The 22,942-nt window shown below is 43.1% G+C and carries 22 protein-coding genes, 1 tRNA gene and 1 riboswitch; of the genes, 10 read left to right on the top strand and 13 right to left on the bottom strand.

What is annotated here, in order from left to right:
• Positions 1–285: 285 nt before the first annotated feature.
• A complete protein-coding gene (locus SALWKB2_RS00175; RefSeq protein WP_025329691.1) occupies positions 286–1,212 on the bottom strand; it encodes a nuclease-related domain-containing protein in 927 nt (308 codons plus the stop codon).
• Positions 1,213–1,491: 279 nt separating this feature from the next.
• Positions 1,492–1,576, bottom strand: a tRNA-Leu gene (locus tag SALWKB2_RS00170).
• A 201-nt stretch (positions 1,577–1,777) separates the two neighbouring features.
• Here SALWKB2_RS00170 and SALWKB2_RS00165 point away from each other — a divergent pair.
• The 5 genes from SALWKB2_RS00165 (at position 1,778) to SALWKB2_RS00145 (ending at position 6,804) form a co-directional block, all read left to right on the top strand.
• Complete coding sequence (locus SALWKB2_RS00165) at positions 1,778–2,428, top strand: SCO family protein (RefSeq protein ID WP_025329690.1); 651 nt, start codon at positions 1,778–1,780, stop codon at positions 2,426–2,428.
• Between the two features lie 109 nt (positions 2,429–2,537).
• A complete protein-coding gene (hisG, locus tag SALWKB2_RS00160) occupies positions 2,538–3,191 on the top strand; it encodes an ATP phosphoribosyltransferase (protein WP_025329689.1) in 654 nt (217 codons plus the stop codon).
• Between the two features lie 25 nt (positions 3,192–3,216).
• Positions 3,217–4,704: an NYN domain-containing protein gene (locus SALWKB2_RS12670; RefSeq protein WP_025329688.1), complete on the top strand. Its 1,488-nt coding sequence runs from the start codon at positions 3,217–3,219 to the stop codon at positions 4,702–4,704.
• A 48-nt stretch (positions 4,705–4,752) separates the two neighbouring features.
• Positions 4,753–6,042 carry a histidinol dehydrogenase gene (gene hisD, locus SALWKB2_RS00150; protein ID WP_025329687.1) on the top strand — a complete coding sequence of 430 codons (1,290 nt, stop codon included), beginning with the start codon at positions 4,753–4,755 and terminating at the stop codon, positions 6,040–6,042.
• 375 nt (positions 6,043–6,417) lie between these two features.
• Positions 6,418–6,804: a VOC family protein gene (locus SALWKB2_RS00145; RefSeq protein ID WP_025329686.1), complete on the top strand. Its 387-nt coding sequence runs from the start codon at positions 6,418–6,420 to the stop codon at positions 6,802–6,804.
• A gap of 657 nt (positions 6,805–7,461) precedes the next feature.
• Here the strand turns inward: SALWKB2_RS00145 and purB are convergent.
• From purB to queF, 5 genes are all read right to left on the bottom strand, one after another.
• Positions 7,462–8,832 carry an adenylosuccinate lyase gene (gene purB, locus SALWKB2_RS00140; protein WP_025329685.1) on the bottom strand — a complete coding sequence of 457 codons (1,371 nt, stop codon included), beginning with the start codon at positions 8,830–8,832 and terminating at the stop codon, positions 7,462–7,464.
• 59 nt (positions 8,833–8,891) lie between these two features.
• Positions 8,892–9,713 carry a glycosyltransferase family A protein gene (locus tag SALWKB2_RS00135; protein ID WP_038648558.1) on the bottom strand — a complete coding sequence of 274 codons (822 nt, stop codon included), beginning with the start codon at positions 9,711–9,713 and terminating at the stop codon, positions 8,892–8,894.
• 59 nt (positions 9,714–9,772) lie between these two features.
• Positions 9,773–10,877, bottom strand: a protein-coding gene (gene prfB / locus SALWKB2_RS00130) for a peptide chain release factor 2 (protein ID WP_096766013.1) whose coding sequence is annotated in 2 segments (ribosomal slippage) — positions 9,773–10,795 and positions 10,797–10,877 — 1,104 coding nt in all. Because the reading frame shifts where the segments join, the coding sequence is not laid out codon by codon here.
• Between the two features lie 130 nt (positions 10,878–11,007).
• Complete coding sequence (locus SALWKB2_RS00125) at positions 11,008–11,667, bottom strand: 7-cyano-7-deazaguanine/7-aminomethyl-7-deazaguanine transporter (RefSeq protein ID WP_025329683.1); 660 nt, start codon at positions 11,665–11,667, stop codon at positions 11,008–11,010.
• A gap of 100 nt (positions 11,668–11,767) precedes the next feature.
• Positions 11,768–12,238, bottom strand: coding sequence for a preQ(1) synthase (queF, locus tag SALWKB2_RS00120; protein WP_025329682.1), 471 nt, complete (start codon positions 12,236–12,238; stop codon positions 11,768–11,770).
• A gap of 6 nt (positions 12,239–12,244) precedes the next feature.
• Positions 12,245–12,289: riboswitch (PreQ1 riboswitch) on the bottom strand.
• 270 nt (positions 12,290–12,559) lie between these two features.
• Here queF and aroG point away from each other — a divergent pair.
• A complete protein-coding gene (gene aroG / locus SALWKB2_RS00115) occupies positions 12,560–13,615 on the top strand; it encodes a 3-deoxy-7-phosphoheptulonate synthase AroG (protein WP_025329681.1) in 1,056 nt (351 codons plus the stop codon).
• A gap of 62 nt (positions 13,616–13,677) precedes the next feature.
• Here the strand turns inward: aroG and ftsX are convergent, their stop codons facing one another.
• Together ftsX and ftsE are read right to left on the bottom strand one after the other, a co-directional pair.
• Positions 13,678–14,595 carry a permease-like cell division protein FtsX gene (gene ftsX, locus SALWKB2_RS00110; RefSeq protein WP_025329680.1) on the bottom strand — a complete coding sequence of 306 codons (918 nt, stop codon included), beginning with the start codon at positions 14,593–14,595 and terminating at the stop codon, positions 13,678–13,680.
• The gene (ftsE, locus tag SALWKB2_RS00105) at positions 14,586–15,239 is read right to left on the bottom strand and encodes a cell division ATP-binding protein FtsE (protein WP_025329679.1); all 654 of its coding nucleotides are present in this window, start codon (positions 15,237–15,239) and stop codon (positions 14,586–14,588) included. The genes ftsX and ftsE overlap by 10 nt, the downstream gene beginning before the upstream one ends.
• 143 nt (positions 15,240–15,382) lie before the next feature.
• Between ftsE and grxC the strand changes: the two genes are divergently transcribed.
• Together grxC and secB are read left to right on the top strand one after the other, a co-directional pair.
• Positions 15,383–15,640 (top strand): glutaredoxin 3, encoded by a 258-nt coding sequence (gene grxC, locus SALWKB2_RS00100; RefSeq protein WP_025329678.1) that lies wholly within the window; start codon positions 15,383–15,385, stop codon positions 15,638–15,640.
• 86 nt (positions 15,641–15,726) lie between these two features.
• Positions 15,727–16,191, top strand: coding sequence for a protein-export chaperone SecB (gene secB, locus SALWKB2_RS00095; protein WP_025329677.1), 465 nt, complete (start codon positions 15,727–15,729; stop codon positions 16,189–16,191).
• Between the two features lie 95 nt (positions 16,192–16,286).
• Here the strand turns inward: secB and SALWKB2_RS00090 are convergent, their stop codons facing one another.
• Positions 16,287–17,579: an MFS transporter gene (locus SALWKB2_RS00090; RefSeq protein WP_025329676.1), complete on the bottom strand. Its 1,293-nt coding sequence runs from the start codon at positions 17,577–17,579 to the stop codon at positions 16,287–16,289.
• A gap of 211 nt (positions 17,580–17,790) precedes the next feature.
• On the opposite strand from SALWKB2_RS00090, the gene SALWKB2_RS00085 reads away from it, so the two are divergent.
• A complete protein-coding gene (locus SALWKB2_RS00085; protein ID WP_037392416.1) occupies positions 17,791–18,810 on the top strand; it encodes a sulfate ABC transporter substrate-binding protein in 1,020 nt (339 codons plus the stop codon).
• Positions 18,811–18,904: 94 nt separating this feature from the next.
• Here the strand turns inward: SALWKB2_RS00085 and cysI are convergent, their stop codons facing one another.
• Positions 18,905–20,674 carry an assimilatory sulfite reductase (NADPH) hemoprotein subunit gene (gene cysI / locus SALWKB2_RS00080; RefSeq protein ID WP_025329674.1) on the bottom strand — a complete coding sequence of 590 codons (1,770 nt, stop codon included), beginning with the start codon at positions 20,672–20,674 and terminating at the stop codon, positions 18,905–18,907.
• A gap of 166 nt (positions 20,675–20,840) precedes the next feature.
• On the opposite strand from cysI, the gene SALWKB2_RS00075 reads away from it, so the two are divergent.
• Positions 20,841–21,050, top strand: coding sequence for a DUF1653 domain-containing protein (locus tag SALWKB2_RS00075; protein WP_306216267.1), 210 nt, complete (start codon positions 20,841–20,843; stop codon positions 21,048–21,050).
• 80 nt (positions 21,051–21,130) lie between these two features.
• Here the strand turns inward: SALWKB2_RS00075 and mnmE are convergent, their stop codons facing one another.
• Positions 21,131–22,507, bottom strand: coding sequence for a tRNA uridine-5-carboxymethylaminomethyl(34) synthesis GTPase MnmE (gene mnmE, locus SALWKB2_RS00070; RefSeq protein WP_025329672.1), 1,377 nt, complete (start codon positions 22,505–22,507; stop codon positions 21,131–21,133).
• Between the two features lie 72 nt (positions 22,508–22,579).
• Complete coding sequence (locus SALWKB2_RS00065) at positions 22,580–22,906, bottom strand: FKBP-type peptidyl-prolyl cis-trans isomerase (protein ID WP_025329671.1); 327 nt, start codon at positions 22,904–22,906, stop codon at positions 22,580–22,582.
• Positions 22,907–22,942 lie beyond the last annotated feature (36 nt).

The following is a 22,942-nucleotide window of genomic DNA, read 5'->3' as shown; positions in this document are numbered from 1 at the left end:
AATAATTCAATTGATTATTTTAATTCAAAAATAATAATCATATTGATTAAATAGGTAAGGATACTCATAAAATATATATAACCACTATATATAATATACCGGCTATATAAATCAATTAGCTTACATTACTATATATTTGAATATGGTACTTCTGAAAAATTTTACCAATAGTATTTTATGTAAAAAATTGTTCAGTAAAATAATAATGTTCATGGTATACATTACTTTTAAACCAGTATATTTAGTGTATCTAACTTCTCAATAACATACTGAAATCATCACTATTCATTGTTGTTTAATTTTTTGCTGACACTGATAACAATATATTTTACCGCCAAATATATTTTTATGATTCCGGCAATAATCAACTACGCCTGATGAAATATTTTTATGACACATGGAGCAAAAATAATAAGTTGCTGAACTCAAATTTTCATTTTGTGGATGAGCTATATGAGCTGATTTAGTTATCAATTGATCAGATGACTTATTCAAACCAAAATAACTTGGCCAGTCATAACGTGCAGGTTGATGCAACTGCACCAGCTGACGGGCAAATTTTTGCATACTGGCAATTGGTGCCGTACGGATAAAACTTAAGATACCCGCGGGTTTGCTTAACTGCTGTACTTTTGTTTGCAATTGCTCATTTTTTATTACGCTGTCCAATCCAGAAACTGGATTTCGGGGGCGCCGGATACAGGCATCATTAGAGACGAGTATCAGGCTATATAATGACGGACGCAATTTTCTGCCAAAACGGCTGGGCAGCTGAATCTTATCTGAAAGTAATAAATTATTCAGCAGACTGATATGACGTCGGTTTTGTTCAAGAGGAGAAGACATTCCCTGTTCATTACCTTCATATATACGGGAAAACTCACCCTGCTCATTAATAATCAGGCTGCCAGTTATTCTTTTACTTTCACATACAAATATTTGCATATGACGATTAATCAGTAAATGGTCAATTTGTGCTACTTTTCCCTGATACTTTAATCTTAAATCATTAATAATTACCCATTCGGAATGATTGCCAAAATGAAACTGCAGCTGATAAGCAGATTCTGCTTCACCTTTGATTCCCGAACGGATTAACCGCAGATGATGTTCAATATGCTGACGCGTCTGCTGCGTTAGATCAGACCGTTGCAATAGCTGGTGGAGTATTTCTATGTCTTTTACTTTACTGTCAGCCTGCTTAAAAATCATTTTTAGAATTCAATTGCAATAATTAGTGATAGACGTCTGTCTGGGTCTGATATGGGGTTTTCTATGATTGTCCGGTAAATGATAAAACCACCGGAAACCAAAAGAGTCGTATTATATTTAATAATACGACTCACTAGCTATAATGATTATGCCAAATAAGCTATTATGTTTTTCTCATGATTTAGCTATCAAGTTTGATAAATTTCTGCATATCATTAGTCTGACAGGCTGTTAACTGCGAAAATAAAAAAACCGCTGTTATCAGCGGTTTTTAGAATCTGGTGCCCAGGGACGGACTCGAACCGTCACACCTTGCGGCGGGGGATTTTGAGTCCCCTGCGTCTACCAATTTCGCCACCTGGGCTAGCGAAGAAGACGCATTATAACGGATTTTCCATGGCTGTAAAGAATTTTTTTATGGTAAAAAATTTTTTTAACTGATTCTGAATAAAATATTGATTTTATTTTTGGATTTTTTTATATTTTACTTATTAATTTTAAAATTAAAAAATTTCTGAATTTTAAATATTTATTTAAAGTTCATTTTTGTATTATTATTAACTTTATGCTTAACATACAAAATTTTCTGGCTGTATTAACATCCGCGATTTTATTGGGTGCCTGCCAGCCTCAGTCGGCAGTTAACAATGCTCAGCCAGCAAGTGCTGATTCAGCCAAACCACTGCATCAGTATAATTTTGAAGGCAGTGATGTACGCGATGCCGGCTTGGGTGGTAAAGATTTTTCCTTGCTTGGTTCTGACGGTAAAACAGTACATCTGCGTGATTTTCAGGGTAAAATAGTAGTATTAGTGTTCGGTTATACCCATTGTCCGGATGTTTGCCCGACTAATCTGCTTGCTTATGCAGATGCAATAAATCAGCTAGGTGAGCAGGGAAAACAGGTACGGGTATTGTTTATTACGGTTGATCCGCTGCGTGATACACCACAGGTTATGGAGGCTTATGCTCCGGCATTTAATCCTGACTTTATTGGTTTAACTGTAGATAAACAACATCAGCAAGAGCTTAATAACGTTATTAATCAGTATAAAATTGCTGTACATAAAGTAGCAGGCAGTAGTTCCAGTGAATATTTAATGGATCACAGCACAGGAACATATTTAATTGATAAACAAGGCCGTACCGTAGTTTATGAACCACACAGCCAGACAGCGGCACAATTGGCTCATGACATAAAACAATTACTGGATTAAAATTATTTAATTATTATTTTTATAATTTCTGCAAACTTATTTTTCTGCAAAAATAATTTATCGCTTAATAAGTTTGCTTTTATGTATATTATTCAACACTGACAAAAAAATGACTGTACAATTAACCATAGCGTTATCTAAAGGTCGAATTTATGAAGAAACCTTGCCATTACTCGCTGCGGCAGGAATTAATGCTATTGAAGACCCGGAAGAGTCACGTAAACTGATTATTAATACTAACCATGACAATATCCGTTTAATCATTGTTCGGGCAACAGATGTGCCTACATATGTGCAATACGGAGCAGCTGATTTTGGAATCGCTGGAAAAGATGTTTTAATTGAACATGATGGTGACGGGTTATATCAACCTTTGGATTTGAATATTGCCCGTTGCAGAATGATGGTAGCCGTACGCAAAGGGTTTGACTACGCGGCAGCTTCACAACCCGGCTGCCGCTTACGCGTAGCCAGTAAATACCCTAATATTGCTGCTGAACATTTTGCCGGCAAAGGCGTACACATTGATTTAATTAAATTATATGGTTCAATGGAGCTGGCACCTCTGGTAGGGTTGGCTGATGCAATTGTTGATTTGGTTTCGACGGGTAATACGTTAAAGGCAAATAACCTAGAGGCTGTAGAGCATGTTGTAGATATTTCCAGCCGGCTGGTCGTAAATAAGGCGGCCTTAAAGCTGAAATATGCAGCTATACAACCAATTATTAATGTATTTACTAGTGCACGAAATCACGAAATTTAAATTTTTATTAACAGGAATTCTATAAATGACTACGGAAAATTCGGCCAAACTGGCAGTACTTATTGATGCTGATAATGCTTCAGCCAGTATTGTTGAATCTTTACTGGAAGAGATTGCCAAATACGGTATTGCCAGCGTTAAACGCATTTATGGCGACTGGAGCAGCGGCCTATCCAAATGGAAAGATGCACTGTTACCACACGCTATTACCCCTGTACAGCAATTTGCCTATACTAAGGGAAAAAATGCCACTGATATGGCTATGGTAATTGATGCCATGGATTTATTATACAGTAATACTTTTGACGGCTTCTGTATTGTATCCAGTGACAGTGATTTTACCCGTCTGGCTTCCCGTATTCGTGAAAATGGTCTGACTGTTTATGGTTTCGGGCAGAAAAAAACGCCTGAATCTTTCCGTAAAGCATGTGATAAATTTATTTATACTGAGAATTTACTTAGCCATACCACAGTAGATATGGGTGAAGATAAAGTCCAGACACCGATTTTCCGCAATAAACGCAAAACTCCGGCTGAGCTGAAACAGGATACTGCACTGATGAATCTGTTCCGCAATGCAGTAAAGGAGCATGCAGATGATGATGGCTGGACATCACTGGGCGTTATCGGTCAGTATATCAACAAGGTTAATTCCGATTTCGATGCACGTAATTATGGTTATACCAAACTTTCTTATCTGATCAGTGCCATCGATATTTTTGAAACTCAGATGCACGGCAATCATTTATGGCTGCGTCTGAAAAAACGCAATAGTAGCCTTGCGCCTAAAACAGAAAGCAAACCTTACACATCGGTTAGTGAGCCGACAGCTTTCCAGCAGAATAATGATGCGCCACTGGTTATTACCATTCCGGCAGTCAGCACAGCCATGCCGGCAGAAAAAGTAAGTGTAACCATTGAGCCGGAAGAAAAAAGCAAAGCTAAAGAACCGGTGCTGGTACAGATTGAAACCAGAGCTCCGGAATTCACCAGTTATGAAAAGGGCCGGGATGATCAGACTAAACGCGGCCGTGGCCGTCCCCGCAAGACGGTATTCGAAACGACGGTAACTCCTGCGGAAAGTAGTCGTGGTCGTGGTCGTCCGGCAAAATCCGGTTTCAATAACCGCTCATCCAAATCTGGTCGTTCTTCCGGTGAAACATCCAGCCAGCACCACTGGAACCGTCTGGTGCCGATGGTACAAAAGGCCATTGAAAGAACCTGTGATATTGAAGGCTGGGCGACAGTAAGCTCAGTTGCTCGCGAGCTGGTAACCAGCGATGGCGGCTTTAATGCTAAAGACTATGGTTTTGACAATGCCAATAATGCTATCTCGGCAATTAGCAGTGAGTGGGTAGACAGCCGTAAGGCCGGCCGTGGCTTACGGGTACGGGTAGTAAAACCTTATGATATTGAAGTAGATGGTAATACTATTCCGGCTCATGAACTGGCCGCTAAATCAAAAACACCGGTTATCGATGAAGATGATGATAATTTCGGCAATAATTTTTAATTAATGATATCAGGATCGGGCAGCTCAGGCTGCCCGTTATACATAGGCATGAAATATATTTCTACGCTGGATGCTGATTTTCAAGCCCAGCTAACTGCATTACAGGCATTCGAAACTGCACAGGATCCGCAAGTGGATGCAGCTGTGGCCGCTATTTGTACAGATGTGCAACAACGCGGTGATGCAGCTGTAATTAAATATACTAATCGTTTTGATCACACACAGGCTCAGTCTATGGCTGATCTGACATTAAGTCAGACAGATCTGGCCGCAGCATTTGCCCGTCTGCCGGCAGATGTGCAGACAGCTTTACAAACTGCTGCTAAACGGATTGAAAGCTATCACCAACACCAGAAACAGCAATCATGGCAATATGAAGATGAAAATGGTACTTTACTGGGGCAGCAAATTACTGCTCTGGACAGAGTAGGCATTTATGTACCTGGCGGTAAAGCGGCTTATCCAAGCTCAGTGATGATGAATGCCATGCCGGCACATGTAGCCGGTGTCGCTGAAATTGTGATGGTTGTACCGATGCCATATGGAGAGAGAAATGATATTGTTCTGGCGGCAGCTTATGTAGCCGGAGTCACTCAAGTCTTTACTATAGGTGGCGCTCAGGCCATAGCAGCTTTAGCTTATGGAACACAAAGTATTGCTCAGGTTGATAAAATTACCGGACCCGGCAATGCTTATGTTGCTGCAGCCAAAAGGCGGGTATTTGGTGTTGTTGGTATTGATATGGTTGCCGGCCCCAGTGAGATTCTGGTGATTGCTGATGGTACTACTCCGGCCAAATGGGTGGCTATGGATCTATTCAGTCAGGCAGAGCATGATGAAATTGCACAGGCTATACTGATTACAACCAATGCAGATTATGCTCAGGAAGTAGAAGCTCAGATGGAGGAGTTACTGGCACAGATGCCACGCAAGGATATCATTGAAGCTTCACTGACTAATCGCGGAGCCATTATTCAGGCTCAGAATCTGGATGAAGCATGTGATATTGCCAATTATCTGGCACCTGAGCATCTGGAGCTTTCTGTAGCTGACCCGCAAAAATGGGCACCGAAAATCCGGCATGCCGGTGCTATTTTTATGGGGCAATATACCAGTGAGAGTCTGGGAGATTATTGTGCCGGCCCTAATCACGTATTACCAACCAGCCGTACTGCTCGGTTTGCTTCCCCGCTGGGTGTATACGATTTTCAAAAGCGCAGCAGTCTGATTCAGGTTTCTGCTGAGGGTGCCCGACAGTTAGGACAAATTGCCAGCATTCTGGCACATGGTGAAGGCCTGACTGCACACGCAAGGTCTGCTGAACTGCGTATGGAATAAAGATTTTATTCACACGTGCCAATGCTTCAATAGCATTGGCATTTTTATTTATGCTGTGTGACTAACTACTTCATGCAGATTTTAATCTATTTCTGGAATCTGTGTTTAATCTGAACCCAGACAATTGAAAATACAAACTCTAATAATACGATAATAATTTAAATCAAATATCATAAAATTAAACAATTTGCTAATAAAAAACCTAAAAATATTTTGTATTTTTATATGCTGAATGTTTTCAGACTAAAATACTAAACGTCAATTTAAACAATTATTTGTAAGCGTCATTTTTCTCTATTGACACACTCTGGTAAGCTGGGCTTATACTGAATTTTGAATACATTACTATTCTAATTTTATAGTAAGGAGTTAATAATGCAGATTAAAAGACTGGATCATCTGGTATTAACTGTTAAAGATATTCAGGCCTCCTGCGATTTTTATGCTGATGTACTTGGCATGCAAGTAAGTACATTTGCAGATAATCGTACTGCTTTGCATTTTGGTCAGATGAAGATTAATTTACATCAGCAAGGACATGAGTTTGAACCTAAAGCGAAACACCCTACTCCCGGTTCTGCTGATTTGTGCTTTATTGTAGAACAGACTCTGGATGAAGTAATGGCTGTTTTACATCAGCATAATATTCCATTAGAACTAGAGCCAACTTCTCGTACCGGAGCTTGTGGAAAAATTACTTCGATTTATATTCGTGATCCGGATAATAATCTGATTGAATTATCGAATTATCCAAATCAATAAATTTACCCGGATAATTTAATGCGAATAAAAAATATACAAACCAAATAATGAAATACTTATTGAGTGTTAGGATAAAATAAATGACAATAAGATATAAAATAAATTAGTTATTTTAATTTATTTTGCCAGTAAGTTGTTAATTTTGAATAGAGTTTATTAAATTGCAATTAATTGCTAAATGAAATGCAATAGAAATAAACTAATGTCTATAGTATGAAGGTTTGATTAAATTTAAATTCCTCTTCTTTGAATATCATTAATCAAATGTTTGCTAAGGAATTATTTTTACAACGACAGAGTTGTCCGAATAATATTTATCAGTACATTTTAAGACATAACTAATAATGTGACTGACAGCTTGAGCTTAACTTGTTTAAGTTACATTTTTAATAATAGTAATAGCTAACAAATTATTTTTATTATTTTAAATCAAATATATTTTTGAATTTTATTATAGTATTGACTAATTATAATTCTATTCGTTAAAAGTTATTTGCATTAATCTGACTGAGCGGGCTAAGCTGTCTGTGATTATATTTTTTGAGCTATGCCATAATATATCTTGCATTTTTACAATAATATTTAAAAGTCAGTTTATTGAATTACTTTAAGATAAGGGGAAAGAATTTCGCTGCTTTCCCCTGTTAATCATTATATTCAGATTCGTTCTGCCAGCTCCTGAGCCTTGCCTACATATAATGCAGGAGTAAGCGCCAGTAACTGTGCTTTTGCCGTGTCTGGAATAGCCAGCTGATTTATAAATGTCTGCAAACTTTCAGGGGTAATTCCATGCTTACCACGGGTAAGTTCTTTAAGCTGTTCATACGGATTAGCAACTCCGTAGCGACGCATTACTGTCTGAATCGGCTCAGCCAGCAGCTCCCATGTTGTATCCAGATCTGCGGCAAATGCAGCAGAATTGATTTCCAGCTTATTCAGACCACGCAAATGCGCTGTCAGTCCCAATATAGTGTAACCGAAGCCCGTTCCCATATTACGCAATACAGTACTATCAGTTAAATCGCGCTGCCAGCGGGATACCGGCAGTTTTTCAGCAAGGAATCCCAGCACAGCATTGGCCATACCCAGATTACCTTCTGAATTTTCAAAATCAATCGGATTGACTTTGTGTGGCATGGTAGAAGAACCAACTTCTCCGGCTTTAACTTTCTGCCGGAAATAGCCAATAGAGATATAGCCCCAGATATCACGGTTAAAATCAATCAGAATAGTGTTTATACGACTAATCGTCTGGAAAAATTCCGCCATATAATCATGTGGTTCAATCTGAATAGTATAGGGGTTAAAGGTCAGCCCCAGATTATATTCGACAAAACGGCGGCAATGTCCTTCCCAGTCTATATCAGGATAGGCAACCAGATGAGCGTTGTAATTACCTACAGCACCATTGATTTTACCCAGAAACTGCTGTTGCCGAACTAATTCCATTTGTCTTTGCAGACGAGCCACGACATTGGCGATTTCTTTACCCAGTGTACTGGGAGTAGCCGGCTGCCCATGGGTGCGGCACATCATAGGCAAAGCAGCATGAGTATGCGCCAGATTGCGCAATACAGTTATCAGTTCATTAAGCTTAGGCAGCAGTACTTCATCACGTGCCTGTTTCAGCATCAGAGCATGTGAAAGATTATTGATATCCTCACTGGTACAGGAAAAATGAATGAATTCACTGACTTCCATAACTTCAGGCACATTGGCAAAACGCTGTTTCAGCCAGTATTCAATAGCTTTCACATCATGATTGGTTGTGGCTTCTATAGCTTTAACTGCTTCGGCATCTGCTATTGAAAATTCAGCAATAACACGATCAATTTCTGCAATGGTGGCCGGACTGAATGGCGGAACTTCACTGATTCCTGCTTCGGCTGCCAATGCTTTCAGCCAGCCAAGCTCAACCTGTACGCGAGCATGCATCAGACCATATTCAGAAAAAATCGGGCGCAAATCAGCCACAGACGATGCATAGCGCCCATCCAGCGGAGACAGCGCATATAACGGATTTATCATGTTTCTTCTACTTCCAGAGTTATCAAAAGACAATTTTCAGTTAATCCGATGCGACAGCATTAACCGGTTAAATCAGTAAAAAGCTGTAATGCCTGCTTTCCCGGTTTCGGATGATTCAGTATCTGACGCAAATCGAGTAAGCGATGCACAATAGTCTGAGTAACGGTATTGGCCTGCTGCATCGCATGCTCATCACAATCAGGACGAGCTTGCCCTGACAGCATCGAATCAAATAGTTTACGTACATACATACTGTCATGACCATAAAAATTGACACCGATGTCGGTCATGCCGGCTTTATCAAAAAGAGTAGCAACCATGCAGCTTTCTATTGTAGCCAGACCAAGAGCACCATCTTCCCCGCCCAGCTGCCGAAACAGTGAGTCAGCCGGAAAACCACCACAGGCGAGAAAATAGGCACGGTTAAAAACGGTATTGGTGGCGGTAATCATTTCAAACGTACGCCAGATCAGATCAAACTGTTCATGCTCGCGGTATTCTTCCGGAATATTGTATCCGGTTACCGGCAGGCGCAATAAACCACTCTGCGGGCGAAAGTGAAATACAGCACATGCTGCCTGTAAGGCATGAGGCTGATAGGCATCATCGGCATCCAGAAAAGCAATATGGCTGCTGGCAGACAATAATGCCCCCCAGTTACGCGCCAGCGCAGGTCCGCGATTAGATACCAGATATTCTGCACGAATTTTTTGCGGATAACGCTGCTGCCACTGCTGAATCAGGATGGCGGTATTATCGGTAGAGGCATCATCAATCAGCCACAGACAACCCAGCTCCGGCTGTGCCAGTACACTCTCTACAGCCCGCGCCAGTGTGTTTTCTGCGTTGTAGCAGGGAATAATGACATCAATACAACTCATGCTACATACCTTAAAAAATAAGGCTGCCTAAATGCATCAGACAGCCTCGTGACTGTTTCTTAAACACCCTGTTTCAGACTGGCTTCAATAAAGCCATCAAGGTCGCCATCCATAACTGCCTTGATATTGCCGACTTCATAGCCGGTACGTAAATCCTTGATTCGCGAAGAGTCGAATACATAAGAACGAATCTGATGCCCCCAGCCCACATCATCTTTACTGGCTTCCAGATTCTGCTTTTCTTCATTACGCCGGCGCATTTCCAGCTCGAACAATTTTGCCTTAAGCATATTCATTGCTTCTTCGCGGTTACGGTGCTGAGAACGGTCATTCTGGCACTGCACCACAATACCGGTTGGTTCATGGGTAATACGTACAGCTGAATCAGTTTTATTAATGTGCTGACCACCAGCTCCAGAAGCACGATAGGTATCAATACGCAAATCAGCCGGATTAATTTCAATTTCAAAGCTGTCATCAACTTCAGGATAGACAAATACCGATGCAAATGAAGTATGCCGTTTGTTATTTGAATCAAAAGGTGAATACCGTACCAGACGGTGAATACCGGTTTCAGTACGCAGCAATCCGTAGGCGTACTCTCCGTCCAGTTTGATAGTAGCACGATTCACACCGGCAATTTCGCCTTCATCTTCTTCAAGTATTTCTACTTTGAAGCCTTTGCGTTCGCCATAACGCACGTACATGCGCAACAGCATCCCAGCCCAGTCTTCCGCCTCTGTACCGCCGGCACCGGCAACAATATCTATGAAGCAGTTATTGACATCGGCAGGCTGATTAAACATACGTTTGAATTCCAGCTGTGCCAGTTCATCCTGTAAGGCGGTAATATCTGCCTGAACCGCTTCAAAACCGTCTGTATCATTTTCCTCCACAGCCATCTGCAGCAGCATCCGGTTATCTTCAATACCGCTGTGCAGATGATCCAGTGTGAGTACGATGCCCTCCAGCACTTTGCGTTCTTTACCGACTTCCTGAGCTTTTTTCGGATCGTTCCACAACTCAGGATCTTCTGACAGACCAATTACTTCTTCGAGGCGGTCTTTTTTGCCAGCGTAGTCAAAGATACCTCCGTAAATCGTGACTACGGGATGCCATATCATCCAGAATATTATTTAATTGATTAATCTGCTCCGCTTCCATGATGTTCTCTTAGCCATGTATTTGAAAATAGGCGCGTATTATAACAGAAGCCGGTGTGTCAATCAGGCCGCTTTTAAGCGGCCTGATGATAAAGAATAAATTGTAATCAGATGTTGATTGATAATTCTTTTTACCCGTTTACGGTACGTGGTGCCAAAGCAGTCAGTTTGTATAATAAATAGCGCAGTACGATGCCATAAGTAGGCAGGAAAAACAGTGCGGCAACGCTGATTTTGAACGCATAATCGGTCAGGGAAATCTGTAACCAGTTCTCGGCCATAAATGCATCCGGCGAATGGTAAAATGCAACAGCAAAAAACAGCAATGTATCTACAGCACTGCCTAAAACAGCAGAAGCACTGGGAGCAGGCCACCAGCGCCGGCACTGCCGCAGCCGGTTAAATACCAGAATATCCATCAGCTGACCGACCACATAGGCTGTAAAACTGGCCAGGGCAATGCGGGCAACAAATAAATCAAAATGGCTTAATGCCGCCCAGCCCATCCAGTGTCCGTCCTGAAACAGGACAGAAATGGCATAAGAAAACAGTAATGATGGCAGCATTACCCAGAAAATGATTCGGCGCGCCAGACCTGAACCAAAAATTCTTACCGTTAAATCAGTGGTAAGAAAAATAAACGGAAAGGTAAAAGCACCCCAGGTATTGTGTAATCCAAATAAAGTAAAAGGGAACTGTACCAGATAATTACTGGCTACGATTACCAGCATGTGCCAGAACGTCAGCCAGCGCAATGCCTTATAGCGTTGCGCATCAGAAAATTCATACATATTTATTCCTATCAGTCGTATCGGTAACTGCGCCAGGCAGTAAAACTGCCCAGATGATGTAAACCGGCAGCCTGAGATACTTGTGTCATTTTAAGAAGACTTATTTCACCTGAAACTGAAGTAATCGCTGTGCAGCCATATCGCTATAACGTGTATCAGGCTCACCATAATTGGCATACGGATGGATGGCGATACCGCCACGCGGTGTAAATTCACCATATACCTCAATGTATTTGGGCTGCATCAGGGCAATCAGGTCTTTCATGATGATATTGACACAATCTTCATGAAAATCACCATGATTGCGGAAACTGAACAGATACAGTTTTAACGATTTACTTTCTACCATACGCAAACGCGGTAAATAATTGATATAAATGGTAGCAAAGTCCGGCTGGCCGGTTTTCGGGCACAGACTGGTGAATTCAGGACAGATAAATTTAACGAAATAATCGTTATCAGGGTGTTGATTGTCGAAGGCTTCCAGCAGCTCCGGGGCATAATCACTACGGTATTCCGTATGCTGATTACCCAGCAGGCTCACCGTGCCCAGATTATTTTGCGCACGCATATATTTGATTTCCTAGTTTTTTTATGTGGGAGGTTTACGAACCACAGGGTGGGCGATTGTACCTGAAATTTGTCTGAAATCAAAACTATATCAGTACAATCCGCTCTATTCCGTAAAGACAATATAATGGTTATTATTAGTATATTATTCTGATAATTTATAAAAAATCATCATAAAAAATAATTAAATGTTATTTAAATCCGAATTTAAGCAATAATATATCTTTGCCAAAGTTTTGTCCTTGCTTTTTAAGCATATTCATTATAGCCTGATGGATAAATCACGAAAAATTTAAAATAATAGAGTCAGACAGGAATTACTATGAATCAGGTAGCATCCCGCCCAATTGATGATGTCAGAATTAAAGAAATTAAGGAACTGTTGCCACCCATTGCTCATTTATACGAATTGCCCATTACAGAGCAGGCCTCTGAGGTAGTACACAATACACGCCATGCTATTGCTGATCTGGTACATGGCAAGGATAAACGTCTACTGGTGATTATCGGTCCGTGTTCTATCCATGATCCGGCAGCTGCTATTGAATACGCTCAGCGTCTGAATGTATTACGTGAAAAATATGCACAAGAATTACTGATTGTTATGCGGGTTTACTTTGAAAAACCGCGTACTACGGTAGGCTGGAAAGGATTTATTAACGATCCGCATATTGATGGTTCCTATGATATTAACTATGGTTTGCGTCTGGCACGTAAACTGCTGCTGGAATTAAACAATATGGGGATGCCGGCAGCTACTGAATTTCTGGACATGATTACTCCGCAGTATTTTGCCGACCTGATTTCATGGGGAGCAATTGGTGCCCGTACAACCGAAAGTCAGGTACACCGTGAGCTGGCCTCAGGTTTAAGCTGTCCGGTAGGTTTCAAAAATGGTACTGACGGCAATCTGAAAATTGCTATTGATGCCATTGGTGCTTCCAGCCATCCGCATCATTTTCTTTCAGTGACCAAGGCCGGCCATTCAGCCATTGTACGCACCAGCGGCAATCCTGACTGCCACATCATTCTGCGTGGCGGTAAAGAGCCTAATTACAGCCATGAATATGTACAGGCGGCGGTAAATGAACTGAACAAAAATCAGGTTACTCCTAATCTGATGATCGATTGCAGCCATGCCAACAGCCGCAAGGATTACCGCCGGCAAATGGAGGTAGCACAGGATATTGCCGCACAGATTCAGGCAGGTGAACAGCACATTATGGGTGTAATGGTAGAAAGTAATCTGATGGCCGGACGACAGGATAACCCGGAAAATTACGGTCAGAGTATTACCGATGCCTGTATTGGCTGGGAAGAAACAGAAACTATGCTTGCCTTACTGGCACAGGCAGCGCAGGCACGTCAGCAAAAGTAAACAGTATCGACACTAATGAGTGGTTCCTTAAAATTATCCCCGCTATTTGCGGGGATAATTTTTTACCGTACTGATTTAAAGCTAAGCAAATGCTGACGCGTAGCCAGCCATGCGCCCAGCATACCCAATCCGCAGACTACCAGCATAATAGCCAGTATTTCCCATAGATTGAAAAAACGCCAGACAACATGCACGCCATACGGCTGCAAAATCGCACTAAGTAAAGGCTGGGTCTGATAGTTAAGCCAGTAACACAAACCAATGCTGATTGCCGCAGCCAGCAGGCTCTGCCAGATAGCCAGATACAGAAACGGCCGGCGGATAAATGATGCCGGAGCGCCCAGCAGTTTGGTAATTTCGATTTCTTCCCGATGGCTGAGAATTTGTAACCGGATAGTATTGTAAGCAACCAGAGCAAAAGCCAGACCCAGTGTAATGGCCAGAAACCACAACAACTGATGAATAAACTGATTAATCTGATACAGCGTCTGCATCCACTCAGCATCCATTTTTACGCTTTCAACCATAGGTAATTGCTCAAGCTGAGTCTGTAAGGCAGTCAGTTCTTCCGGCGAACCTGCCTGCGGTGTAACCGTGAATGCATCCGGCAGAGGGTTACTGTCAAGCATTGAAACCAAATCCTGATTACCCATGCTGCGCTGCAACTCTTCCAGCCCTTGCTGTTTACTCACAAATACTACTTTTTCAAGTTGTTTATTGGCCTTTAAGGCTTTTTCAACGGTATGATTATCATTGGCTGTGGCATTAATCTGCATATAAAGTGTCATAGTGGGCACTTCATTCATCTGCCCCAGTACCTGCTGACCGCTCTGTACACCCAGATACAGAGCCAGCGGTAAAGTCATGGCAATGGCCAGCATAAGTAAAATCAGCAGGGTTGCTACCGGCTGACGCAGTAATTGACGTAATGCCTTGCATGCTGCTTCTTTATGCAGAGAAATAAACTGGATCATGCGTATAACCTGCCTTCCTGTAAGCGGATAATACGGTGTCCATAGTCTGCCATTAATGTTTCATCATGTGCTGCCACCATAATCGTAGTACCGGCCTCATGAAATGTTTTAAACAATTCCATAATATCCAGTGCATAGGCTCTGTCCAGATTGGCAGACGGTTCATCTGCAATCAGCAGGCTGGGCTGATGTACCACAGCACGCGCAATACACAACCGCTGCTGCTCGCCGCCGGACAAAGTAATCGGATCAGCCAGTTCACGTCCGCTCAGACCAACTTTTTCAATCGCTATCCGCGCCCGCCGCTCAGCCTGTTTACGCTCATAACCGGTGATACGCAGAGGTAACATCACATTTTGCAACACATTGCGGTCAAATAATAATTTATGATCCTGAAAAACGATACCGATATGCTGACGCAAATAACCGAGCTGGTTATCATTTAATCGCCCCAAATCCTGATTATTCAGCCATACCTTGCCCTTAGTAGGTTTAACGATACCGCTGATCAGTTTAAGAATCGTTGACTTACCCGCACCGGAATGGCCTGCAATAAAAATCATTTCACCTTTGCTGATAGAAAAACTCAGGTTTTTCAGGGCAGTAAAACCGCCGGGATACGTTTTTGAAACCTGCTCAAAACGAATCATCTCTACATGTCCGTTTGTTATATGAATATTGATCAATTATACCGCAGCATACTGCCAAAGAAAGCCTGCACCTGTTCAGTATCTCCAGTTCGCGGTATGCTACCCTTTTCTAACTATATCTGTATGCAACCAAGGAAACTGCAATGCAACCGATTACCATGTATACCACCGGGGTATGCCCTTATTGCCAGATGGCCAAAGCATTACTCAAACAAAAAGGTGTAACCGATATCAATGAGATCCGGATTGATACGGATGCGCAAATCCGAGAGCAGATGATGCAGCGTACCGGCCGCCGGACTGTTCCGCAGATTTATATCGGTGAGGTACATGTCGGCGGCTTTGATGATTTGAATGCTTTGAATCAAGCAGGTAAACTAGACGCTCTGCTCGCAGGTTAAGCACGTACTATCTTTTTTCACTTTTCATCCGGTACAACCAGATGAAATCCGCAATATTAATTTTATTCCCTTGTTGAAAGAAAAGCATGAGCAAAAAAGAAAAAACACCAGAACAAACCTCACAACAACCGGTATTCAGTATTGAAAAAATTTATCTGAAAGATTTATCACTGGAAGTACCGCATGCGCCACAGATCTTTTTGGAAAGCGGAGAACCTCAAATTGAAATGCGTGTTACTTCTGCTTCTGAAAAACTGGAAGATGAATTTTATAATGTAACAGTAACTGTTACTGTTACTGCAAAAATGACTGAAGAACGTGTATTGTTTCTGAATGAAGTGGCACAAAGCGGTATCTTCCGCATTGCCAACATCCCGGATGAGGATGTAGAACTGCTGCTGGCTGTAGCTGCTCCGAATATTCTATTCCCTTATGCACGTGAAACTGTATCTAATACCATTACACGTTCCGGCTTCCCACCGGTAATGCTGGCTCCGATCAATTTCGAAGCTATGTATCAGGCTGAACAGGCTAACGCCGGCAATGCCTGATATAGAATTATAGACAAAAAGCTGCTTTATCCCGATGCAATATATACTTGCGGATAAAGCAGCTTTTTTATATCTGTTACGATGCAGCTACAGCATCACCGGTAACGACTTTGAAATACTCCGGCAGCCAGTATACCTACTACACATAAAGGCAGAATATAATACATTGCGCCAATCGGACTAAAACGGCTTAACCACTGCACCAGAGGCAAGGTTAAACCGCCGACAATAGCGTAAGCCACATTGTAGGAAAAAGAAATCCCTGTAAACCGTATAGCCGGCGGAAACATTCGTATCATGGCAGCTGAAACAATACCGGCCACACCAGCAGCCAACCCCAGCAACAGGTACAGAATAAAAATCAGGCTATCACTGTATTTGCCCAGTGCCGGATAAAATAACGCTGTCATTACACCTGTAAACACAATTCCGCCAATCAGTACCCGTCCGGTACCCAGCCGATCAGCCAGCAAACCATAAATCACACAGCCCAGCATTTGCATCACAATAGCCATACTCTGCATTTCAAATGCTTGCGTACTGGAAAATCCGAAACTACCGGTTAATAACTGCGGCATAGCCAGCAAAATCACCACAATACAGCCAGTCAGAAACCAGGTAAGCAGCATGCCGATAGATACAGCAGTTTTATGTTTAGAAACCAGAACTTTAACTGGCATTTCCGTTACCAGCTCCTTGCGTTGCTGCATTGCTTTGAAAACCGGCGTTTCATGCAAATAGCTGCGTAAATACAGAGTCAGCAGCCCAAACAGCCCGCCAATAATAAAAGGTATGCGCCATGCTCCGTTCAAAATAGCTTCACTACTGAAAAGTTTTGCCATACCCAGCGCAATCAGAGAGCCCAGTAATATTCCCAGCGACAACCCGCCTGTGAGAAAACCATTTGCCATACCAATACGTTTTTCAGGTACATGTTCAGACACAAAAGTCCAGGCTGCCGGAATTTCTCCGCCAATAGCCACACCCTGTATCATGCGTAATACTAATAGCAGTATAGGAGCTGCATAGCCGATAGTAGCAAAAGTAGGCATCAGACCCAGACACAACGTAGGTAAAGCCATCATCATAATAGACAAAGCAAACAAACGTTTGCGCCCGAACAAATCACCAAAATGCGCCATTACAATACCGCCCAGAGGACGAAACAGATAACCGGCAGCAAAAATTCCGTAAGTATTCAGCAGCGCCCAGAATGGATTTAAACCTGCCGGAAAAAACAGTTCAGACAGCACTTTGGCATAAAAAACATAAATGACAAAATCATAAAATTCCAGCGCCCCGCCAAAGGATGACAGCATCAGCGTACGCACATCTTCCCGTGTTAACAGCTTTTGTTCAGCTGCAACATCTGCATTCCGGCTCTTCATGTAACTTTCTCAATTAAACAGATAAAAAAATTAAAAGCGGTTTATAACAGCCTAAGCCAACTTTTTCAAATTCACAGCCCCCACTGCTTACATTCCATCTGATTATCAGACTGCTATCTTGCTTTTGGTTATAAAGAAACAAAAAAACAGTATTTCCGTACCCGCATCAGCATTGCTACATTAAAACATCGTCTAAAACCTATTTTCCGGCATGAATATATTCTGGCGCTACGGTCTGCTGGCAGCAATAATTGCAGGTCTGACATCTTGCGATAACAACTCCGGCAGCAGAGCAACTCTGCTGAATGCTTCCTACGATGCTACACGTGAATTGTATCAGCACTACAATACTGATTTTGAAAACTACTGGTATCAGCAAACCGGTCAGAAAGTGCATATCCGCCAGTCCAACGGAGGTTCCGGTAAACAGGCTATTGCTGTACAGAATGGTCTTAAAGCCGATGTGGTCACACTTGCACTGGCCGGAGACATCAATGCTCTGAACCGTGGCAAAAAAACATTACTGCAACCGGACTGGCAGCAGCGTTTACCCCATAACAGCACCCCCTATACCTCTACCATTGTTTTTCTGGTGCGTAAGGGCAATCCCAAACACATCCGCGACTGGGGAGATCTGATTCATAACAATGTTCAGATTATCACACCTAATCCTAAAACATCCGGTGGTGCACGCTGGAATTTTCTCGCTGCATGGGCTTGGGCGAAGCATCAGCCAAACGGTAGTGATGCCAGTGCTCAGGCATATCTGCAGGCTTTACTCCGGCATGTACCCATGATGGACACCGGAGCACGTGCCGCTACCATCACCTTTACCCACCGCCAGCTCGGCGATGTATTACTGGCATGGGAAAATGAAGCCAGACTGGCACTCAAGCAGTCTCCTGACGAATTTGAAATCGTCACACCGTCACTTTCAATTTTATGTGAACCGCCAGTAGCCGTTGTTGACAGTAATGTTCTTACCCCGGATAAACGCCGGCTGGCCACTGCCTATCTGCAATATTTGTATAGCGACAGTGCCCAGCGTCTGATAGCACAAAGTTATTTCAGACCGGTGAATCCAAAAATCATGGCAGAATACCGGCACCAGTTTCCCAGCCTGCAACTGGTGACCATTGATAAAGAATTTGGTGGCTGGAAAGAAGCTCAACAACGCTTTTTCAGCGATGGCGGTATATTTGATCAGATTTATGCCAATCAGCAGCCGTAATCTGACACCATAGATATAAAATAGTCCGGACCTGTTATCAAGTATCCGGACTATTTACTTAAATCACAGAAATTTCTCTTTTCTGATTAGTCGTTTACACTGAAACTTTATCTGCATCCCAGAAATCTACTGCGGCATCTACTACCGGTTTAACAATACCGGTACGAATAGCAAAATCACCAAAATCCTCAGCATTATTACGCTCCTGTGCCCAGCGCGCAATCCAATCCTGCAAGATAGCCAGCACTTCATCAACTGTAATATTCTCGCGGAACAAACGCGGAATACGCGTGCCAGCCCGGTTACCGCCAACGTACAGATTATAACGGCCGACTGCTTTGCCTATCAGCCCGATTTCGGCCAGTAACGCACGGCCGCAGTTATTCGGACAACCGGTTACCCGCAGAATAATATGCTCCTTAGACAAACCATATTGCGCCATAAGCGCATCGACCTGATCAATGAAACCGGATAAAAACCGTTCAGATTCAGCCATCGCCAGCGGACAGGTTGGAAAAGCCACACAGGCCATACTGTTTTTACGCTGTTCCGTGATTTCATCGTCAATGAGTTTATATTTACGGGCAATCCGTTCAATTTCATCCTTATCTTCAGCATGCACACCGGCAATAATCACATTCTGATTGGCTGTCAGGCGGAAATCGCCTTTATGAATTCTGGCTAATTCACGCATACCGGTTTTCAGCGGCCGGTCAGGATAGTCAAGTAAACGGCCGTTTTCAATAAATAAGGTCAGATGCCAGCGTTCGTCTTCCCCTTGTACCCAGCCAATGCGATCACCGCGTTCAGTGAGTCCATAAGAGCGACTGGCAGCAAATTTAAAACCCTGCCGGCGTTCAACCTCCTCCTTAAATACTTCTACGCCTACACGCTGCAAAGTGTAACGTGTACGTGCATTTTTGCGATCACTGCGATTACCCCAGTCGCGCTGAGTAGTAACCACAGCCTCAGCACAGCGTACAGCCTGCTCCACCGGAATAAAACCAAAATCCTTAGCAGTATTCGGGAACGTACGCTGATTACCATGATCAATAGACAGCCCGCCGCCTACCAGTACATTAAAACCAACAAGATGACCGCCCTCACCAATGGCGACAAAATTCAAATCATTGGCATGTAAATCCACATCATTCAGAGGCGGAATAACCAGAGCAGTTTTAAATTTACGTGGCAAATAAGTCTTACCGTTGATCGGTTCGACCGCATCATTACTCACGCCATCTGACAATGGTGCAGCCGGTTCTGAACTAAGCACCTTTTCACCATCCAGCCAGATATCAGCATAAGCATGTGTTCGCGGCAGTAAATGCTCAGAAATCTTACACGCCCACTCATAGGCTTCACGATGCAAGCTGCTTTCAATGGGGTTACTGGTGCACAACACATTACGATTAATATCACCGGCGGTAGCAATTGAATCCAGACCGAGCTGATGCAGCCACTGATGCATCGGTTTAATATCAGGTTTCAGCACGCCATGAAACTGAAATGTCTGGCGTGTAGTCAGACGAATACTGCCATAAAGTGTATGTGCAGTAGCAAATTCATCGATTCCCAGCCATTGTTTCGGTGTAATAATTCCGCCGGGTAGACGGCAGCGCATCATTACATTTTTCAACGGTTCCAGTCTGGCTGCCTGTCGCTGAGCGCGGACATCGCGGTCATCCTGCTCGTACATACCATGAAAACGAATCAGCTGAAAATCATCACCATTAAACCCGCCGGTAATCCCGTCATGTAAATCGGCAGCAATCTGCCCGTATAAATAATTACTTTCACCTTTCAGCCGTTCATTATCGGCCAATGGTGCATCTGGCATTTTGGCTCGCGGGTCATTATTCATTTACAGTATTCCTTAATATGGCATCTTGTTATAATTCATTCAAACCATTGTATAATTAATCGGCTTTCAGCCAAAAGAATACCGAGTTGTAATTAAAGAGATTTTAGTTATAACACCTCTGACAGCCGGCGCTCTCCGGCTGTATCTGACTATGCAGGAAATACCTATGCAACGAGGCATTTATCAGCACTATAAAGGCAGGCTTTATCAGGTTACCGGTACAGCACGCCACAGTGAAACCGAAGAAGAACTGGTTATTTACCAGTGCCTGTACGGCGATTATTCAACCTGGGTGCGTCCCAAAAGCGTGTTTAATGAAACCATAAGCGTTGACGGACAACCAGTGCCAAGATTTGCTTTAATACAGCCTCTTTAACCACTAAAACAAAAAAGCACTAACTATCCGTTAAAAGTGATAGTTAGTGCTTTCATTTAGTAGTAATAACTGTGTAAAATTTATTTACCGATACAAAAACGGCTGAATATCACGCCCAGCAAATCATCGGCACTGAATTCACCAGTAATCTCATTCAATGCATTCTGCGCCAGACGCAAATGCTCTGCAAACAATTCAATCTGATTTTCCTGACACATACTGGCATTTAACAGCTCCTCTTTGGCCTGTTCAAGTGCCTGAATGTGGCGTGTTCGTGCCAGAAAAAGCCCTTCACTCTCACCCTGCCAGCCTACCTGCTGCAATAAAGCCTGACGCAATAAGTCCAGCCCTTCACCGGTTCTGGCCGACAAAGCAATGACCTGACCGGCATCCGTGAATGTCCGCAATTTTCCCGTTTCACGTGAAACCCAGCTGGCTGCTTCTCCTGTTAAATCAATCTTGTTGTGTACTTCGATTTTGTGCAAACTGGCCGGTAACTGCGCCAGAATTGCCGCAGTAGTGGCATTGAGTCCTTCACGCTGGTCAATCAATATCAGCGCTACATCTGCCTGCTGTACAGCCTGCTGACTGCGCTCAATACCAATACGTTCAACCACATCTTCTGTTTCACGCAGACCGGCTGTATCAATAATATGGACAGGTACCCCGTCCAGAGTAATCTGTTCCCTTACTGTATCCCTGGTTGTACCGGCGATATCAGTAACAATGGCTATATCGTCGCCAGCCAATGCATTAAGCAAGCTTGATTTACCCACATTAGGCGCACCCACCAGTACCGCATTCATTCCTTCACGCAGCAGTGCGCCTTGCTGTGCATGCTGTAATACCTTGTCCAGACGGTCACGTAACTGCTTAAGCTTGCCGCTTGCATCTGCGGCCTGAAGAAAATCAATATCCTCCTCCGGAAAATCCAGAGTTGCCTCTACCAGCATACGCAAAGTAATCAGATCATCAACCAGCCGGTGAATTTCTTCAGAAAAAGCACCCTTCAAACTGCGTACCGCCATCCGTGCGGCCGACTGACTGGAAGCATCAATCAAATCAGCCACACTTTCAGCCTGCGCCAGATCCAGCTTATTATTTAAAAAGGCACGTTTAGTAAATTCACCTGGCTCTGCCAGCCGCGCACCCAGTTGCAGACAGCGCTGCAATAGCATCTGCAACACCACTGGTCCGCCATGCCCCTGCAACTCAATTACATCTTCACCGGTAAAGCTGGCCGGCTCTGCAAAATACAACAACAGACCATTATCAATAACCGCATCCTGCGCATCAACAAAATCGGTATACATCACTTTGCGCGGCACCGGTGTTTTTCCACCACTTAATTTTTGTGCCAGAGACAACAGATTTTTACCGGATAAACGTACTACGCCTACGCCACCACGTCCCGGAGCAGTCGCAATAGCAGCAATAGTCGGATTAGTTTCCATCATCAGAATCCCTGCTTATTAAAACAGTTCAGGCAGCCTGAAACAGCTGCCTGAGCAAAATCAGCGTGCAACAGCTTAATCATCAACCTGCAACAATTCCACATCAAAAATCAGTGTGGCATTAGGCGGAATCACACCACCCGCACCCCGGCTGCCATAAGCCATATGCGGCGGAATAGTCAGCTTGCGTTTGCCGCCTACCTTCATACCATTAAATCCTTCATCCCAGCCGGCAATAACCATACCCGCACCCAGAGTAAATGTTAACGGCTGCTGACGGGTAACACTGGAATCAAACACCGTACCGTCTTCCAGCATACCAGTATAATGTACCGTAATCTCCTTACCCTTTTGAGCTTCCGTACCCGTACCCTGCTGCAAATCTTCAATCACCAGATCCATATTCATTCATCCTTGATTAATAAATTAGCGTACACT

The organism is Snodgrassella alvi wkB2 (assembly GCF_000600005.1).
Lineage (GTDB): Bacteria > Pseudomonadota > Gammaproteobacteria > Burkholderiales > Neisseriaceae > Snodgrassella > Snodgrassella alvi.
The sequence above is the reverse complement of the archived record's forward strand: the minus strand, read 5'-3'. Positions and strand labels throughout refer to the sequence as shown.